This window comes from Janthinobacterium darwini (genome assembly GCF_051380905.1).
Classification (GTDB): Bacteria; Pseudomonadota; Gammaproteobacteria; order Burkholderiales; family Burkholderiaceae_D; genus Janthinobacterium.
Window position 1 is genome coordinate 114,265 of sequence record NZ_JBNYXX010000007.1, and the last position, 17,602, is coordinate 131,866.

The following is a 17,602-nucleotide window of genomic DNA, read 5'->3' on the forward strand; positions in this document are numbered from 1 at the left end:
CTCAACGATGCTGCCTGTCTTGCCGGAATGACCAGAATTTCTTTTATTGGTATTGGAGGTAATATGAATCAGCCCGTCATGGGTGGCGTCGCCGCACTCAACGTCCCAGCTTATATTAAACAACAGAAACTGATCAACTGGGTGGCCGACATTGCCGCGCTGACCAAGCCGGAGCGCATCTACTGGTGCGATGGCTCGCAAGAAGAGTACGAGCGCTTGTGCGCCGAAATGGTTGCCAGCGGCACCATGAAAAAACTCAATGCGGAAAAGCGCCCGAATTCCTACCTGGCCTGCTCCGACCCGAGCGACGTGGCCCGCGTCGAAGACCGCACGTATATCTGCTCGGCAACGAAAGAAGCGGCTGGCCCGACGAATAACTGGACCGAGCCTGGCGAGATGCGCCACACCCTGAACGGCCTGTTCGATGGCTGCATGCGTGGCCGTACCATGTACGTCGTGCCATTCTCGATGGGCCCGCTGGGTTCGCCGATCGCGCACATCGGCGTGGAACTGTCCGACTCGCCCTATGTCGCCGTCAACATGAAGATCATGACCCGCATGGGCCGTGCCGTCTACGACGTGCTGGGTACCGATGGCCAGTTCGTGCCGTGCGTACACAGCGTGGGCGCACCGCTGGCAGCCGGTCAGGCCGACGTGAAATGGCCTTGCAACAGCACCAAGTACATCGTGCACTTCCCGGAAACGCGCGAAATCTGGTCTTTCGGTTCGGGCTACGGCGGCAACGCCTTGCTGGGCAAGAAATGTTTCGCCCTGCGCATCGCCTCGAACATGGGTTACCAGGAAGCGCAAGCGTCCGACAGCAACCCGGGCTGGCTGGCTGAACACATGCTGATCCTCGGTGTGGAATCGCCCGAAGGCAAGAAGCATTACGTTGCGGCGGCGTTCCCATCGGCCTGCGGCAAGACCAACTTTGCCATGCTGATCCCGCCAGCAAGCTTTAACGGCTGGAAAGTGACCACCATCGGCGACGATATTGCCTGGATCAAGCCAGGCGCCGATGGCCGTTTGTACGCCATCAACCCGGAAGCGGGCTACTTCGGCGTGGCGCCTGGCACGAACGAGAAAACCAACTACAACTGCATGGCCTCCATGCGCGATAACACGATCTTCACCAACGTGGCGCTGACGGACGATGGCGATGTCTGGTGGGAAGGCTTGACGAAAGAAGCACCAAGCCACCTGATCGACTGGCAGGGCAAGGACTGGACGCCGGGGTCCGGCACCAAGGCGGCGCACCCGAACGCGCGCTTCACTGTTGCTGCTACGCAAAATCCGGTGATTGATGCGGCCTGGGACGATCCGGCCGGCGTGCCGATCTCGGCCTTCATCTTCGGTGGCCGCCGCTCCACCACCGTACCGCTGGTAACGGAAGCGCGCAACTGGGTCGAAGGCGTCTACATGGCTGCCACCATGGGTTCCGAAACGACGGCCGCTGCCGTGGGCCAAATGGGTGTCGTGCGCCGCGATCCATTTGCCATGTTGCCGTTTATCGGCTATAACATGAGCGATTATTTCCAGCACTGGCTGGACATGGGCGTCAAAGTAGGTAAAGTTAACGCTGCCGCCCTGCCGAAGATCTACTGCGTCAACTGGTTCCGTACGGACGAGGCAGGCAAGTTCGTCTGGCCTGGTTTTGGCGACAATATGCGCGTGCTGAAATGGATGCTGGAACGCATCGAAGGCAAGGCCGGCGGTGTGGAAAACCTGTTCGGCACGACGCCGCAGTATGGCGACCTGAACTGGGATGGCTTGCCGTTCACGCAAGAACAGTTCGATACCATCACTTCGATCGACAAGGCGGCGTGGCTGGAAGAATTGAAATTGCATACGGAGTTGTTTGAAAAACTCGCGTATCATCTGCCGCAAGAATTGGCAGATAACAAGGCTGCGCTGGAAAAGCGGCTGAGTGCATAAAGTTTAGTAGTGGGGGAGAAACACGCCGGCAAAGACTGGCGTGCGATAAATGACACGCCGGCAATGACTGGGGTGCTATCAAAAAGAGAAACGGCGCGGATTGCATGAGCAATCCGCGCCGTTTTTTATTGCGCTGCCGTCGTTACTGCTTCAGCAGCGGCCCCAGGTACTTGCCCGTCACGCTGGCCGGGTTCAGGGCCACGTCTTCCGGCGTGCCCGTGGCGATGATCTGCCCGCCGCCGGCGCCGCCTTCCGGGCCCAGGTCGACGATCCAGTCGGCCGTCTTGATGACGTCGAGGTTGTGCTCGATGATGACGAGGGTATTGCCCTGGTCGCGCAGGCGATGGATGACTTTCAGCAGCAAATCGATATCGTGGAAGTGCAAGCCTGTCGTCGGTTCATCGAGGATGTACAGGGTGCGGCCCGTGTCGCGCTTGGACAGTTCCAGCGACAATTTCACGCGCTGCGCCTCGCCACCGGACAAGGTGGTGGCGCTCTGGCCCAGCTTGATGTAGCCCAGGCCCACGTCGAGCAGGGTTTGCAGCTTGCGCGCGATCAAGGGCACGGGCTTGAAGAATACATGTGCTTCTTCCACCGTCATGCCCAGCACTTCCGTGATGTTCTTGCCCTTGTATTGCACTTCCAGTGTTTCGCGGTTGTAGCGCTTGCCATGGCACACGTCGCACGGCACGTAGACGTCGGGCAGGAAATGCATTTCGACCTTGATCACGCCATCGCCCTGGCACGCTTCGCAGCGTCCGCCCTTGACGTTGAACGAGAAGCGGCCCGCGCTGTAGCCCCGTTCCTTGGCCGTCGGCACGGTGGAGAACAAGTCGCGGATCGGCGTAAACAAGCCCGTGTAGGTGGCGGGATTGGAGCGCGGCGTGCGGCCGATAGGCGCCTGGTCGACGGAGATGACCTTGTCGAAGTGCTCCAGGCCGCTGATCGATTCGTGCGGCGCCGGTTCCGTCTGCGAACCGTATAAATGGCGCGACAGGGCCGGATACAGGGTATCGTTGACGAGCGACGATTTGCCCGAGCCGGACACGCCCGTGACGCAGGTCATCAAGCCCACCGGCAAGCTCAGCGATACCTTTTTCAGGTTGTTGCCCGTCGCGCCAGTAATGAGCAACTGCTTCTCCGGATTGCTGGCGTGACGCTTGGCTGGCACGGCGATTTTCAGCTTGCCGTTCAGGTATTGCGCCGTCAGCGATTTCTTGTTTTTGAGAATGTCTTGCAGCGTGCCTTCGGCGATGATTTCGCCGCCGTGCACACCCGCGCCGATGCCCATGTCGACGATGTAGTCGGCCGTGCGGATGGCGTCTTCATCGTGCTCGACCACCAGTACGCTGTTGCCGATGTCGCGCAAGTGTTTCAGCGTTTCGATCAGGCGGTCATTATCGCGCTGGTGCAAGCCGATCGACGGTTCATCGAGCACATACATGACGCCCGTCAAACCGGAGCCGATTTGCGAGGCTAGGCGGATGCGTTGTGCTTCGCCGCCGGAGAGCGTGTCGGCGCTGCGGTCCAGCGACAGGTAATCGAGGCCCACATTGTTGAGGAATTTCAGGCGCGAAATGATTTCCTTGACCACGCGGTCGGCGATCTCTTTCTTGGCGCCCGTCAGTTTCAGCTTCTCGAAAAATTCCAGCGTTTCGCGCAGCGGTTTGCCCGCCACTTCATAGATGGCGCGCTGCTGCTTGCCTGTGCCGACCTTGACGAAGCGCGCTTCCACGCGCAGGCGCGCACCATCGCATGAGGGGCAGCATTTTTCATTGATGAACTTGGCCAGTTCTTCCTTGACGGCCATCGAGTCCGTCTCGCGGTAGCGGCGCTGCAGATTGTTGACCACGCCTTCGAACGTGTGTTCCTTGATGACAGTGCGGCCCCGTTCGTTGACATAGGTAAACGGAATCACTTGCTTGCCGGAACCGTACAGCACGGCTTGCTGGGCATTCAATGCCAGTTGCTCGAACGGCATGTCCAGGTCGAACTCGTAAAACGCGGCCAGGTTCGACAGCATCTGGAAGTAAAACTGGTTGCGGCGGTCCCAGCCTTTGACGGCGCCAGAGGCCAGCGACAGATTCGGGAACGCGACGATGCGTTTCGGGTCAAAGAATTCGATGTGTCCCAGGCCGTCGCATTCCGGGCAGGCGCCCATGGGGTTGTTGAACGAAAACAGACGCGGCTCCAGTTCCTGCAGGGAATAGCCACACACATTGCAGGCGAATTTGTTGGAGTACACGTGTTCCTGGGCGGTATCCATCTCGTAGGCGATGGCGCGGCCATCGGCCAGGCGCAGGGCCGTCTCGAAACTTTCCGCCAGGCGCTGCTTGATTTCCTGGTTCACCTTGACGCGATCGATGACGACGTCGATCGTGTGTTTTTCCGTCTTCTTTAATTTCGGGAGGTCATCGACTTCATAGATCTTGGCCGCATGCGTGCCGCTCTGCACGCGGAAGCGCACGAAGCCCTGCGCCTGCATCTGCTCGAACAGGTCCACGTGCTCGCCCTTGCGGTTGGCGACGACGGGCGCAAGTATCATCAGCTTGGTGTCTTCCGGCATGGCCAGCACGGCATCGACCATTTGCGACACGGATTGGGCGGCCAGCGCGTTTTCCGGGTGATCGGGACAGTAGGGCGTGCCGACACGCGCGTACAGCAGGCGCAAGTAATCGTGGATTTCCGTCACGGTGCCCACCGTCGAGCGTGGGTTGTGCGAAGTTGCCTTCTGTTCGATGGAGATGGCGGGGGATAGGCCTTCGATCAGGTCGACATCCGGTTTTTCCATCAGTTGCAGGAACTGGCGTGCATAGGCCGACAGCGACTCGACATAGCGGCGCTGGCCTTCCGCGTACAAGGTGTCGAAGGCCAGCGAAGACTTGCCGGAGCCGGATAAGCCGGTAATCACGATCAGCTTATTGCGCGGCAAATCGAGATTGATATTCTTGAGGTTATGCGTGCGAGCACCGCGAATGCGGATCTGTTCCATGTGATTGCCTTGCTTTCAGTGAGTGGTGCGGCCGGCGCATTGTGCCTGGGTGCAGATGAGGAGCCACAACGGGTCAACCTGTTACTATAGCCGGGTTTTGCTCTGCATGCCTGAGGCGTCCATGGGCGGATTGCGCCGCCAGGCGAACGTGCCCCGACAAAGTTTGATACAGATGCGTGCAGACGTTTAAACACTGTATATAATACCAGTATTCAAGTTTCTTGTTTTCCCTTGCCGTGAAAAAAACGTGCTGCCGCACGAGAGATGGCGTCCGCCAGAAAGCGGGTGCTTTGCGCCGCGTGGTCGCTTATAATCCTCGTTTAGTACACTAAACTACCGCGCGGGACACCGGCTCCCGCTGCAGTTCATCAGGAGTTATTCATGGCATCAGTCAACAAAGTCATCATCGTCGGCAATCTGGGCCGTGACCCGGAAATCCGCTACATGCCTAGCGGCGACGCGATCGCCAACATCGCCGTGGCCACTTCGTACAAATCGAAGGACCGCAATACGGGCGAACAAAAAGAATTGACAGAGTGGCACCGTATCTCGTTCTTCGGCCGCCTGGCGGAAATCGTCGGCCAATACCTGAAAAAAGGCTCGTCCGTCTACGTCGAAGGCCGCCTGCAAACCCGTAAATATACGGACAAGGACGGCGTCGAGAAGTACGCAACCGACATCATCGCGGAACAGATGCAAATGCTGGGCGGTCGCTCCGGCATGGGCGGCGACGCCGGTGGTGGCGATGACAGCTACGGCGGCGGTGGTGGCGGCTACGACGCCCCGGCCCCGCGCCAGGCGCCAGCCCCGCGTCCAGCTCCGGCCCCGGCACCACGCCCGGCACCGAAGCCAGCACCGAACTTCTCGGATATGGATGACGATATTCCGTTCTAAGTACGCCGCGCTGACGTATTCCTGTCAGATACTGTCGATAAAAGAGCCTGCGTCTTCATTGATGCAGGCTCTTTTTTTACGTTCAGCCGCGCTGTAAAGCATTCCGGGACGCATGCTCACATTCCATAGCAAGAAGCGGATAGCGGCGTTGTCCGGATACGGGTCTGATGGTGGTTTTGACGACGCCGGAGAACAGCATGGATTTTCGCATTACGGGGCTGTCGCCCGAGCCTTTTCTGTCCCTTTTTCCCCTGTCCGATGCCGAGTTAACGGTGCTCGGCATGCGGCGCTACGTGGTCGACCAACACCCCGGATTTCCTGACCGCATAGCGCTGGTGGACGCCGAGCTTGGCGAGACCGTGCTGCTATTGAATCATGTGTGCCAGCCCGCCATGACGCCCTACCGGGCTTCCCACGCCATTTTTGTGCGCGAGGGCAGCAGGCAAGCGTACGATGCCATCAATCAAGTGCCGGAATCAATGCGGCGGCGTTTGTTGTCGCTGCGCGCCTATTCCGCCGACGGCATGATGCTCGATGCCGAGGTAGTGAACGGCACCGGCGTGGAAGCCGTCATTGTCCAATTATTCGGCAATGCAGACGTCAGTTATATCCACGTCCACAATGCCAAGCGGGGTTGTTATGCTGGCCGCATCGACCGCGTTGGCCGCTCCCTGGCTTAATCGCGCAAGCCCATCTCCAGGCTGTAGCTGGCCACCGCATTCCTGCGCGCCGCGTTGCGCATCAAATACACCTGCACCGTGTACTCGCCATCGGCCGGCAGTTGCGCCTGGAAACTGTTGCCGCTGGTCGAGCCAATGAACAGGGCTTCATCCTGGCCTGCCTGGCGGATGTTGAAGTAATTCGATGATTGATTGGTCTTGAGCTTAACGCTGAGAGTCTGGCCAGCCTTGCCAGTCAAGGTGTACTCGGCCGTGGCGTAGCCCTTGATCTTGCCTTTCACGCTGTGCGCGTTTTTTCCCGCCGTCAATTCGACGTTTTCCTTGTGGACAGGATCGGCGCTCCAGGCGGGCGTTGTAAAGACGAGGGCCGCCAGCAGCAGGCTGGTGCGGATGGGCAGGTGAAGATGCAGCATATGAAATTTTCCTATGAAGGTGGATCAAAACCAGGCGATGGCCGTGCCGTCTATCTTACGCCAGCTGCTGTCATGCGCTTGTACGGCAGCGTGCACGGCCGGTATCCCCCGGCTTGATTGCACATAAAAAAACGGTCGCGCACTCATCGAATGCGCGACCGGTTTGCGTTGGATCAAGGTTGCATTGAAGCCTTAGTTCACACTGACTTCCTTGCGGTTATCGCGTGAGACGCGATCGATCATCTTGTTGTACGGATCGACGCCCACTTCGAACGGTTTGTCCTTCACCGTGATGGTGATGACCGGGTCGCTGCCTGACAACACGCGCTTGTCCGTGAACAGGACTTTTTCATCCTTTTCCTTGCCGCCCACAGGTCGCGCGAAGATGGCGATTTCCACCGGCTCGTCATAGGCGCGCGGACTTTCCTTGCCCTTGCCGTCGGACTCCAGCTTGGCCAGATGCAGCTTCATGGTGACATCCCACTGGCCATCCTTGCGCTGCACGGCCGACGCTTGCGTCACACGGTTGTCGTAGAAGACGATTTTCTCGAACAGGTCCGTGATCAGTGCCTGCTTGTCCTGCGGCGCTTCGGCGCGGATGTAGGCCAGCAGTTCCAGGGGGGTGGTGAAGGGAGCCTGCTGGTAGCCCTTGTCCTGCAGATAGCGTTTCAGGGCGCGGTTCAGGGCTTTCTCGCCAATTTCGTCGCGCAGGCGGTAGAACACCAGGCTGCCTTTGTTGTAGTGGATGTATTGCTGTCCTTCCACGCGCGCCAGCGGCTGTTCCTCGATGGCTTCGCCGCCGCGCCCGCTCAGGTAGCGGTCCAGTTCATAGCGCAGGAAGCGGCGCATTTTTTCGCGGCCGTATTCCTTTTCCATCACCATCAGCGCCGAGTACTGCGACAGCGATTCCATCAGCATGGTGGCACCCTGCACGTTGGCGCCGATGACCTGGTGGCCCCACCATTGGTGCGCCATTTCATGGGCCGTGACGTAAAACACGTAGTCAATATCATCCTTGTCGCGCAGGTCGGCGATGAAGCCGATGCCCTCCGAATATGGAATGGTATTGGCAAAAGACTGCGCGAAGCTCTGGTAGCCGGGGAATTCCAGGATGCGTACCTGCTTGGCCTGGTAGGGCGTGAACTCGGTGCTGTAATAGTCGAGCGACTTTTGCACGGAGGTAATCATGCGATCCGTGTTGTAGCCATGCTTTTTATCGAAGTAAATTTCGATCGGCAAGCCGTGCCACTCGCCTTTTTTGACTTCCCAGCGCGCCGACAGGTAGGCAAAGAACGGCATCATCGGCTGGTCCATCTTGTAGCGGTAATAGCGGCGGCCATCCTTTTCCCAGCTTGCCTGCAGGTAGCCAGGCGCCAGCGCTATCTGCTCGCCGCTGGTGGAGACGGTGGTGTCGAAATTGATCCAGTCCGCTTCATTGCCAAAGACGGTGTTGCCGTAGGCCGACTTGTCTTCCAGCTTGGCCATGCGCTGCGGTTCGCCCAGGCCGCGCTTGCGCCGCTCGTTGCGATCCGTCAATTCCATGTGCTGCGCATAGCCGAAGTGGGGGAAGAAGCTCTGGTTATTGAAGAAGGTGCCGTTCAGGTTGACCTGGTCCGGCGCGCCGTCGTTGGTGAAACCCTGGTGCGTGACCGCCACCGTGAAGTCCAGCGGCAGGGTGGCGCCCGGCGCCAGGGGCTGGGCCAGCTTGAGGATGCTGAAGCCAAGCTCCTTGTCGTCCAGCATCACCTTATGCTCAGGCAAGTTCAACCAGTGCGTTTCCAGGTCCGGGTTGAGCTGGATGCGCAGGGTGTCGAGCGCTTGTGCGGCCTTGTTCTGCAGCACGTAGTGGCCCTTGATCAACACTTTACGTTGCTCAGGATAAATATCCACGCCGGCCTGGACATCCGTGATCTTCGGCTGCGGCAAGTCCTTGTATTGTTTGTACAATTTCTCGTAGCGGGCCTGCTTGTCCATGCCGATGTTCGACGGTTCGTACTGGTTCAGCACGTTCGTGTTGTAGAAGATCCAGCCACCCGTGCCCGCCCAGCACAGCAGGACTGCGGCCAGCGCGGCGCCGGCACGGCCGTTCAGGCGCTGCCCCGCCAGACGCATGCGCGCACGCCAGTCGGCGGACAGGCCGCGCACCCAGAATGCCTGCGCCAGCATCACCAGCGCCACAGTGAACAAGCTCCAGTACAGCGCAAACCAGGCCCAGCCCGTCAGGAAGTGGCCATAGCCATTCATGTCCGAATACTTGATGGCCGGCATGCCGCCAAAGGCGTACAGATTGTGCTCCAGGTGCAGCATGCCCAGCACGGCTTGCGCCACCATCAGCAGGATTACCAGCAAATAGCCGATGAACTTGTTATTCGACAACACTTGCAGGGTGAGGGCGCACAAGCCCATCAGCACGAAGAAGAGGGCGCCCAGCAAGGTGCCTTTCAGGTACAGCCCCAGCTCCACGGGCGCGCCACCCTTGTAAAGCTGGAAACCGATGGCGGTGACAACACCCGCCAGCAGGTAGCCGGCGATGACGCCGACCAAGGCCGTGCATTTGGCCAGCAGGGGCACCCAGCCGGGCACTGGCATGGCATCGCTGACGTCGGCGATTTTCACCTGGCGCTCCTTGAAGATCAGTTCGCCCGCATAGAAAGTGACGATGATGATCAACAGGAAGCTGAAGCTGTTGCTGATACTTTGCAACATCAGATGCGTCATCGGATACACGGCCGTGCCATACATGTTCTTGGCCACGCTGGAGCCGGCGATCAGGTTGATGATGCCGAACAGCAGCATGACGAGAAAGGGCAGGCTCTTGAAGACGCCCGCCGCGTCGAAGCGCAGGATTTGCCACCACTGGCGCCAGGCTGTCGCCGGGGTAAACGTGGGGATGCTGCGCGGCAGGTGCAGCGGCGCAGCGACGGCCGGCGCGGCCGCCTGTGCCTTGTGCTTGCCGAACAGGCGCTTGCCAGTGCCCGTGCGCTGCGGCTTGAAGAGGAACACGGTGGCGGCAAACAGCACGGCGGTGATGCCCAGCCACAGGGCGCGGTTGGCCAGCAGGTAGCCGGACAGGGGCGGCAGGGTGGCATTCGACTCGGCGGCAGTGAAGTAGCGCGTCATGCGGCCGAAGGCGCGCAAACCGAAAGGGTCGAGCAGGACGGCATACCATTCATTGTTGATGTCGCGCGTAAATACGCCGGCCATGGCCCACAGCACGAAAAAGCCCAGCACGCCCACGTACACGAGCATCATCGAGCGCGTGGTGGCCGCCAGCAACATCAGCAGGGCGCCGATGAAGAGCAGGTTCGGGATGACGATGACGGCAAAGCTCCAGGCGTAAGTGTGCAGCGAGAAGGCGCCCACGCGCTGCGCATCGACCCAGGGCATGACGGGGCCGAGCATGGTGGCCAGGGCAATGGCGATGAAGATCACCAGGCAGGCGGCAAAGCCGGCGGCGAAACGGCCGAACAGGTAGTCCCACTTGCGCATGGGCGTGGCGAACAGCATGTCAGCCATGCCGACTTCGCTGTCGCGCAGCACGGCGCCGGCGATGAAGACGGTGACGAGCAGCATCGCCAGCAGGCTGAAGATGCCCAGCATCTGCGCCACCACGGTGGGGGCGTTGCGGTTGACGTTGCCGATGGCGCCGCCGATCTGCACCGAGTCGCTGGTGGTAGCGCCAAAGGCCATCAGGGCCATGATGACGGCAAACACCCACAGCAGCGGCTGTTTCAGCTGATAGCCGAGGTCAAACTTGAAAAATTCCTTCCACATGGCGGCCCCTTACGCTGCGACTGCGATTGCGGCCGGCGCGGCGGCGCTGTGGCGGGCAGCATTGCGCACGTGCAGGAAGTACACGTCTTCCAGGTCTGCGGCGATCTGCACGAAGCCGCTGTCGGGCTGGCTGTCGGCAAACACATTGATTTGCGGCTTGCCGCCCACCAGGCGCGTCGACAGCACGTTCAAGGTTTGCTGGTACTGCGCCAGTTCTTCCGTCGTGACGCTGCGGCGCCAGACCTTGCCGTGCAAGGTGTCGATGGCCGCCTGCGGCTCGCCCTGCACCAGCACCTGCCCCTTGACGATCATGGCCATGCGCGGGCACAGGTCCGTCACGTCGTCGACGATGTGCGTCGACAGAATCACCACCACTTGCTCGCCGATCTTCGCCAGCAGGTTCAGGAAGCGGTTGCGCTCGTCCGGATCCAGGCCGGCAGTGGGCTCATCGACGATCACCAGGCGCGGCGCGCCCAGCAGCGCCTGGGCGATGCCGAAGCGCTGGCGCATGCCGCCCGAATACGTGCCCAGGTTGCGCTTGCGTGCTTCCCACAGATTGGTTTGCTGTAACAAGGCTTCTACGGCTTCCTTGCGCGCGCCCTTTTCTGTCAAACCTTTCAAGACGGCAAAGTGGTTGAGCAAGGTTTCCGCGCTGACCTTCGGATACACGCCGAAATCCTGCGGCAGATAGCCCAGCTGGCGGCGCAGGCCTGCCTTGTCCTTGAGCACATCGACGCCATCGAAATGGATGCTGCCGCTATCGGGATCTTGTAAAGTGGCAATGGTACGCATCAGCGAGGACTTGCCTGCGCCATTCGGTCCCAGCAAGCCGAACATTCCGTTGGGAATCTCCAGGCTGACATCGTTGATGGCCTTGACGCCATTGGCATACGTTTTGTTCAGCTGTTTGATCGATAGCATGTGCAGCACTCTCCAGAGCTTGGGTATGAAAGCCGGCAGATACCTGTCTGCCGGTCTGAGGAAGGGGATCACCCTTGTTTTTCAGCCGCGATGGCGGATGTTACTTAAAAACAATAATATATAACCAATTGGGAGAAAATTAATGTTTTTGCGATAAAGGGCGAAAATTCAGGCCTGAAATGCAGGTGGGAGGGATGAGTGACGCGGTGCTACACTCGCCAACTCAGCGACGCCAAGTGGCGGAAAGACGAAATTATGCCGGCAGTACAGAACATGACACTGCGCGCCGTTGCGCCCGGCGAAGAGGGAGCGCTGGCGCAGCTGTTCCAGCCGTACTGCTACGATAATTCGGCCTGGAGCGGCGAGGCGCTGCTGGCCGACGGTCGCTACGACGTGTGCGACGCGGGGCTGGCGTCGTATGTGCACGCAGCCGGCCATACGGCCAGCTGGATCGAGGTCGATGGCGAACTGGCGGGCTTTTTCATCACGGAACCCGGCATGGCGGGCGGGCGGGCCGTGCAGGAGTTCAGCGACTTTTTTATTCTGAAGAAATACCGGCGCCGGGGCGTGGCGCTGGAAGTGGTGCGCCGGGTGCTGCTGGGCAGCGCGCAGACGTGGCTGGTGGCCACGTTTCGCGCCGATGCGCATGCGAATGCATTCTGGCGGCAGGCGTTTGCGCGCCTGCCGTTTGCCAGGGTCGAGGCATGGGACGATGCCAGCCTGCCGCAGTTTCAGCTAACTTTGCTGAAACCGGCGGCCTGAACCGGTTTAGAAGCGTACTTTCACATATGCCGACGGTCCCGTCAGGCGGATGTTCAGGTCGGCATCGCGTTCGCTGTCGCGGTGCAGCTTGATTTTCGAGATGCCGTAATCGGCCACGAAACCGATATTCTTGAACGGAAACCATTCCACACCGACATTACCGCCGTAAATGTGGCCGTTGATGCGCCCACCGTTTTTCTTGATGCCCGACGCTTCCGCATACATGCGCAAGTCCGGTGTGAAGGCGTGGCGCCAGCCCACTTCCAGCAGGGGCGCGAACGCGTGCTCGCCGATGGAATCACGCGCCGTGGCCGTTTCGCCATTTACCACGCCGGTGGCCGTGCCGTTCAGGTTGGCATGGTAGTAGGCGGCGCCCAGGCCGATGCCGAAGGTGTCGTTGCCGCTGCCCAGCCACCATTTATAGGCCAGCTTGGCCAGGTCCAGTTTCAAATCCGCATTCGCCGTGGCCGTGCCCGTGACGGGCTGGCCATTGATGATGGTCTCGCCGGTCAGGCTTGGCGTGTAGGATTTGTCGTAGCGGTAGTAGTCGAATGCCAAGCCATGGCGGTCGCCGATCAGCAAGTCCGCCTTGATGCGCGGGATGGTGGTATGGCTGGGCTTTGATTCGGGTGCGTCGATGCGGCCAAACTGTGTATCGGCGCCGATATTGATGCGCGGATCGGCGGAAAACGCCCCTACCGAAATGCTGACGCGGTCCAGGGTGGGCGATGGCTCGGCCCGCGCCGTGGCGGCCGCCGTGGCAATGCCCAGCACGCCCAGCATCATGCTCCCGCGCAAGGCGAGATGGCGCAAACGGGGTGGGGACAGGCGGGCGGGGACGGGCGTAACAAACATGGGACTACTCCTCGGAAAGATGATAGGTGGGCCGCGACGCTGGGGCGGCCTACGGGTTAATGCAATGAGGAAATGGTAGCAATTGTTACATTTGAATCACGTAGCCGCACGGCGCAAATTACCGTCGGATTTGTCCTACTATGCGTAATAACTGGTAGCTGAACCCGCCCCGCTTGCCGGGCTGATTTCTGTGTGCTGACATTGTCTGCAACGCTGGACGCGTGCAGAATGGTGTGCAAGAAGAGGAGACATTGCATGAGAATCGCCGCCATTTCCGATATCCACGGCAACCTGGACGCACTGGAGGCCGTGCTGGCCGACATCGCCCGCCACGGGGTCGACGTCACCGTCAACCTGGGCGATATCGTCTCGGGCCATCTGCAGCCGCGCACCACGGCGGCGCGCCTGATGGGTCTCGGCTTGCCCACCATCCGCGGCAACCACGAACGCCAGTTGTTCGGTGACCCGGTCCGCATGGGTGTCTCTGATGCCTTTGCACGCGCGCAGCTGTTGCCCGAACAACTCGCGTGGATAGACGCGCTGCCCGCCACCTTGCGCTTGCGCCCCGATGTGCTGCTCGTGCATGGCACGCCACAAAGCGACCTCGTGTATTTTCTCGACAGCGTGACGCCGCAAGGCAGCCGCGCGGCTACGCCGGAAGAGGTGGCCGAACGCGCCGGGACGGCGGACGCGGCATTGATCCTGTGCGGGCACACGCATATGCCGCGCCAGGTACGCCTGGCCGATGGACGGCTGATCGTCAACCCGGGCAGCGTCGGCTTGCAAGCCTACGACGACGACCATGGTTATCCGCACGTGATGGAAAACGGCACGCCGCATGCGCGCTATGCCATCGTTGAACAGGACGCCGATGGCGCCTGGGCAGCGCAGTTGCATGCGGTGGCGTATGACTGGGAAACAGCGGCCCGGCTGGCGCTGGCGAACGGCCGGCCCGACTGGGTCGTGCCTCTGCGCACGGGCCGTGTCGGCGTGCCTACCTGAACTCTTCGGCCACCAGATTGTACTTCTGCATCTTGTGGTACAAGGTCTGTTTCGGCAAGCCGAGCACCGTGCTCACTTCGCTGACGTTGCCGGAATATGCGCGTAGTTCCTGCTCAATCAATGCACGTTCGAAGCCGTTCACTTGCTCCGCCAGCGACAAGGGACTGGCCTGGCTGCCCGCCAGCAGGCTCGAGGCGCCACCGGCGATACCCAGCACGAAGCGGTCGGCGATATTGCGCAGCTCGCGCACATTACCCGGCCAGGAATGGGCCATCAGGCTGCGCATCTGCGCGCTGGAGACCACGGGCGCGGTGCGGTTGTAGCGGGCGGCGGCGGCCAGCACGAAGTGCTCGAACAGGATGGGAATGTCTTCGCGCCGTTCGCGCAAAGGTGGCAGATGCAGCACGATCAGATTCAGGCGGTAGTACAGGTCGCTGCGGAATTTCTGCTGCTGCGACAAGTCTTCCAGGTCCAGTTTGGCCGCTGCGATGACGCGCACATCGACGGGCGTGGGCACGTTGGAACCGAGCCGTTCGATATAGCGTTCCTGTAACACGCGCAGCAATTTCACTTGCAAGGACAGGGGCAGGCTTTCGATTTCGTCGAGGAAAAAAGTGCCCTGGTCCGCGTGCTCTATTTTGCCCACCTGCCGCTTGGCCGCGCCCGTGAATGCGCCCGGTTCGTGGCCGAAGACTTCGCTCTCGAAAATGCTTTCGGGAATCGCGCCGCAGTTGACGGCGACGAAGTTGTGCTTGCGGCGGTGGCTGAAGTCGTGCAGGCAGCGGGCCACCATTTCCTTGCCCGTGCCGGTATCGCCATAGATCAGTACGTCGGCTGGTTCGTCGGCAACGTCGAGTATCAAACGCCGTATGTCGCGCATCGCCACGGAATTTCCCAATAAGCGCGCTTCGATGCCGCCGCCGTCCTCGAGCTGGCGGCGCAGGCTGTGCACTTCCAGGGTCAGGCGCCGCGTTTCCAGCGCGCGCAGGATGACATCGACCAGCTGGTCAGATGAATACGGTTTTTCGATGAAATCGTAGGCGCCCGTGCGCATGGCGTGCACGGCCATGGTGATGTCGCCATGGCCCGTGACGAGGATCACGGGCAGGTTGGCATCGAGTGTCTTGACCGCTTGCAGCAATTCCAGGCCGCTCATGCCGGGCAGGCGCACGTCGCTGACCACGATGCCGGGAAAATCCGGCGTCAGCAGTTTATAGGCCAGCTCGGCCGAGTGAAACGCCAGCACGTCCAGGCCGGCCAACTGCAATGCCTGCTCGCTGCCTTCGCGTACGGTGGGGTCGTCTTCGACCAGCAGGACCTTCAAGCCGTCAAACATGTTTTTCCTCCTGCGTTGCAATCTGTAGTTCGATGGTGAAGATGGCGCCGCCGCCGGGGGCGTTTTCGGCGCGCAGCACGCCGCCGAACTGGCGCGTGATCTGTTCGGAAATGGCCAGTCCCAGGCCCAGTCCCAGTCCTTGCGGTTTTGTTGTGAAGAACGGTTCGAACAGGTGTTCATACACTTCCGTCGACAGGCCCGGCCCCGTGTCGGCCACGTGGATCAGGACGTGCTCCGACGTGCATTCGACGGACACGCGCAGGCTGCGCACGTCGCTGCCATTCATGGCATCGAGTGCGTTCGCATACAGGTTCACCAGCACCTGTTCCAGGCGGTTGCTTTCGCACATGGCGAAGATGTCTTCGGGCGGCAGTTGCAGGGTGAAACGCACATTTTCAACCTGCAGCCGGCGCTCGACCAGGAACAGGGCGTTGCTGATCGCCGTGGGTATCGATACGGAGGTCAGGCTGGTCGTTGATTTTCGCGCAAAAATCTTCAATTGACCCGTAATGGTCCCCATCCTGGCCGCAATTTGCGAGATCTTCGCCAGGTTGCGCCGCGCGTCGTCGAGCCGCCCCCGCTCGAGCAGGATGACGGCATTATCGGACATGGTGCGCAGCGCCGTCAGTGGCTGGTTCAATTCATGCGTGATGCTGGCCGACATCTGCCCCAGCACGGCCATCTTGCCGGCCTGGAAAAGTTCATTCTGCGTGATGTGGAGTTTCTGCTCGGCCTTGCTGCGTACCTCGATTTCCTGGCTCAGGCTTTGTGTCATGGCATTGAGTTCCGAGGTGCGTTCCTCGACCATGGCTTCCAGGTTGTCGTAGGCATGCTGCAAGTCTTCGCGGGCGCGCAATTTTTGCGCCACGGCCGCGCGGCGCTGGCGCAGGTAAAAGAACAGCAGCATGAAAAAGCCCAGCAGCACGCACGAGAAGGCGGCCGCCGCGCGCGCGCTGGCTTTCGCCTGTGCCAGGTCGGACAAATAGATGAAGGTCCAGCCTTGCGGCGACTTCAGCTTGATCTGCGTCATGACGCTGGAGCTGGTCTTTGGTGGCGTATCGGCATGTTCCTGCTCGCGCACGCTGATCACGCGCGCGCCATTGCCCAACTGCCGGTCGGAAACGAAGGGGATCGCTTCGAGCTGCTTCGAGTAATACTGGCGCGTGCGGTTGAGTTCCTCGACGATGGCGGGCGACAGCGGTGCCAGCGTCTTGTATTTCCAGTCCGCCATGGAGCTCAGGAAGATCACGCCGTGCTCATCGGCCAGCATGACCTTGTCCGCGCCCTGCACCCAGCGTTTTTCCAGGGTTTCCAGGTTCACCTTTACGGTAGCCAGGCCCAGCATGTGGCCATTCTGGTAGATGCCATGGGCAAAGAAGTAGCCGGGCTCCAGGCGCGTCGTGCCCACGCCATAGAAGCGGCCCGGCGTGCCGCGTAGCGCATCCTGGGCGTAGGGGCGGAATGAGATATTGTCGCCAATAAAGCTGTCTGGCTGCTGCCAGTTGCTGGCGGCCCGCGTGTTGCCGTCGAGGTTGCTGATGAAAATGGTCGAGGATTTCGCCTGGGCGTTCATTTGCTCGAGGTAATGGTTGACCGTATCGACCAGCACCGGGTCTTCCGGGTGCTGCAGCAAACGGATCACGTCGCGGTTCAGCTCCAGGGTCTTGGGCAGGAAGTCGTATTTTTCCAGCGCATTTTCCAGGCTGCTGACATACACCTCCAGGCGCTGTGCGCCGCTGGCTTGCAGTTTGCCAATGGCGATGCGTTCCGTCCAGAAATACACGAGCCACACGGTGGCCAGGCAGGCGGCCAGCACCACGCCCCAGGCCAGCGTTTCGCGGCCCGACCGTTGCGACAGGCGCTGGCGCCAGGAAAGGGAGGGTTTGTTACTGCTATGCATAAAATCAGCTACCAACTTGCAAGAACCCACAGTATCGCATCTTGATGATCTCAATATAAAAAAAGCCGCCGGAAAGTAATCCGGCGGCCAGCAGCGTGCTTGACGCATATTTCACGAACATCACGACGTCCGACAAAA

General features: G+C 60.4%; 12 protein-coding genes. 5 read left to right on the plus strand and 7 right to left on the minus strand.

The genetic code is table 11. The features are described 5' to 3' along the window. Window positions 1-63 precede the first annotated feature (63 nt). The gene (locus ACQ4WZ_RS26260; protein WP_436574836.1) at window positions 64-1,935 is read left to right on the plus strand and encodes a phosphoenolpyruvate carboxykinase (GTP); all 1,872 of its coding nucleotides are present in this window, start codon (window positions 64-66) and stop codon (window positions 1,933-1,935) included. A 142-nt stretch (window positions 1,936-2,077) separates the two neighbouring features. Here the strand turns inward: ACQ4WZ_RS26260 and uvrA are convergent, their stop codons facing one another. Further along, window positions 2,078-4,927 carry an excinuclease ABC subunit UvrA gene (gene uvrA / locus ACQ4WZ_RS26265; protein WP_436574837.1) on the minus strand — a complete coding sequence of 950 codons (2,850 nt, stop codon included), beginning with the start codon at window positions 4,925-4,927 and terminating at the stop codon, window positions 2,078-2,080. 381 nt (window positions 4,928-5,308) lie between these two features. Between uvrA and ssb the strand changes: the two genes are divergently transcribed. Continuing rightward, on the plus strand, window positions 5,309-5,821 hold the full coding sequence (gene ssb / locus ACQ4WZ_RS26270; RefSeq protein ID WP_058050329.1) for a single-stranded DNA-binding protein: 513 nt from the start codon (window positions 5,309-5,311) through the stop codon (window positions 5,819-5,821). A 197-nt stretch (window positions 5,822-6,018) separates the two neighbouring features. Beyond that, window positions 6,019-6,501: a DUF1203 domain-containing protein gene (locus ACQ4WZ_RS26275; protein ID WP_436574838.1), complete on the plus strand. Its 483-nt coding sequence runs from the start codon at window positions 6,019-6,021 to the stop codon at window positions 6,499-6,501. On the opposite strand, the gene ACQ4WZ_RS26280 is transcribed toward ACQ4WZ_RS26275, so the two are convergent. From ACQ4WZ_RS26280 to ACQ4WZ_RS26290, 3 genes are all read right to left on the minus strand, one after another. Next, window positions 6,498-6,914 carry a hypothetical protein gene (locus ACQ4WZ_RS26280; RefSeq protein WP_436574839.1) on the minus strand — a complete coding sequence of 139 codons (417 nt, stop codon included), beginning with the start codon at window positions 6,912-6,914 and terminating at the stop codon, window positions 6,498-6,500. The two genes, ACQ4WZ_RS26275 and ACQ4WZ_RS26280, sit on opposite strands and share 4 nt — an antisense overlap. Window positions 6,915-7,106: 192 nt before the next feature. Beyond that, entirely contained in the window at window positions 7,107-10,688 is a 3,582-nt protein-coding gene (locus ACQ4WZ_RS26285; RefSeq protein WP_436574840.1) for a M1 family aminopeptidase, read from the minus strand. Window positions 10,689-10,697: 9 nt separating this feature from the next. Next, complete coding sequence (locus ACQ4WZ_RS26290; protein WP_101483178.1) at window positions 10,698-11,609, minus strand: ABC transporter ATP-binding protein; 912 nt, start codon at window positions 11,607-11,609, stop codon at window positions 10,698-10,700. Between the two features lie 255 nt (window positions 11,610-11,864). On the opposite strand from ACQ4WZ_RS26290, the gene ACQ4WZ_RS26295 reads away from it, so the two are divergent. After that, a complete protein-coding gene (locus ACQ4WZ_RS26295) occupies window positions 11,865-12,371 on the plus strand; it encodes a hypothetical protein (protein WP_436574841.1) in 507 nt (168 codons plus the stop codon). A gap of 6 nt (window positions 12,372-12,377) precedes the next feature. Here the strand turns inward: ACQ4WZ_RS26295 and ACQ4WZ_RS26300 are convergent, their stop codons facing one another. Then, a complete protein-coding gene (locus tag ACQ4WZ_RS26300; protein ID WP_133989082.1) occupies window positions 12,378-13,226 on the minus strand; it encodes a porin family protein in 849 nt (282 codons plus the stop codon). 255 nt (window positions 13,227-13,481) lie between these two features. Here ACQ4WZ_RS26300 and ACQ4WZ_RS26305 point away from each other — a divergent pair, with 255 nt between their 5' ends. Next, the gene (locus ACQ4WZ_RS26305) at window positions 13,482-14,228 is read left to right on the plus strand and encodes a metallophosphoesterase family protein (RefSeq protein ID WP_436574842.1); all 747 of its coding nucleotides are present in this window, start codon (window positions 13,482-13,484) and stop codon (window positions 14,226-14,228) included. On the opposite strand, the gene ACQ4WZ_RS26310 is transcribed toward ACQ4WZ_RS26305, so the two are convergent. Next, window positions 14,221-15,564, minus strand: coding sequence for a sigma-54-dependent transcriptional regulator (locus tag ACQ4WZ_RS26310; RefSeq protein WP_133989084.1), 1,344 nt, complete (start codon window positions 15,562-15,564; stop codon window positions 14,221-14,223). The two genes, ACQ4WZ_RS26305 and ACQ4WZ_RS26310, sit on opposite strands and share 8 nt — an antisense overlap. Further along, complete coding sequence (locus ACQ4WZ_RS26315) at window positions 15,557-17,464, minus strand: sensor histidine kinase (RefSeq protein WP_101483173.1); 1,908 nt, start codon at window positions 17,462-17,464, stop codon at window positions 15,557-15,559. Before ACQ4WZ_RS26315 ends, ACQ4WZ_RS26310 begins: the two co-directional genes overlap by 8 nt. Window positions 17,465-17,602: the final 138 nt, after the last annotated feature.

Coding starts and splice junctions, on each gene's coding strand:
- ACQ4WZ_RS26260 (WP_436574836.1), top strand. CDS start 64: ATGAATCAGCCCGTCATGGGTGGCGTCGCCGCACTCAACGTCCCAGCT.
- uvrA (WP_436574837.1), bottom strand. CDS start 4,927: ATGGAACAGATCCGCATTCGCGGTGCTCGCACGCATAACCTCAAGAAT.
- ssb (WP_058050329.1), top strand. CDS start 5,309: ATGGCATCAGTCAACAAAGTCATCATCGTCGGCAATCTGGGCCGTGAC.
- ACQ4WZ_RS26275 (WP_436574838.1), top strand. CDS start 6,019: ATGGATTTTCGCATTACGGGGCTGTCGCCCGAGCCTTTTCTGTCCCTT.
- ACQ4WZ_RS26280 (WP_436574839.1), bottom strand. CDS start 6,914: ATGCTGCATCTTCACCTGCCCATCCGCACCAGCCTGCTGCTGGCGGCC.
- ACQ4WZ_RS26285 (WP_436574840.1), bottom strand. CDS start 10,688: ATGTGGAAGGAATTTTTCAAGTTTGACCTCGGCTATCAGCTGAAACAG.
- ACQ4WZ_RS26290 (WP_101483178.1), bottom strand. CDS start 11,609: ATGCTATCGATCAAACAGCTGAACAAAACGTATGCCAATGGCGTCAAG.
- ACQ4WZ_RS26295 (WP_436574841.1), top strand. CDS start 11,865: ATGCCGGCAGTACAGAACATGACACTGCGCGCCGTTGCGCCCGGCGAA.
- ACQ4WZ_RS26300 (WP_133989082.1), bottom strand. CDS start 13,226: ATGTTTGTTACGCCCGTCCCCGCCCGCCTGTCCCCACCCCGTTTGCGC.
- ACQ4WZ_RS26305 (WP_436574842.1), top strand. CDS start 13,482: ATGAGAATCGCCGCCATTTCCGATATCCACGGCAACCTGGACGCACTG.
- ACQ4WZ_RS26310 (WP_133989084.1), bottom strand. CDS start 15,564: ATGTTTGACGGCTTGAAGGTCCTGCTGGTCGAAGACGACCCCACCGTA.
- ACQ4WZ_RS26315 (WP_101483173.1), bottom strand. CDS start 17,464: ATGCATAGCAGTAACAAACCCTCCCTTTCCTGGCGCCAGCGCCTGTCG.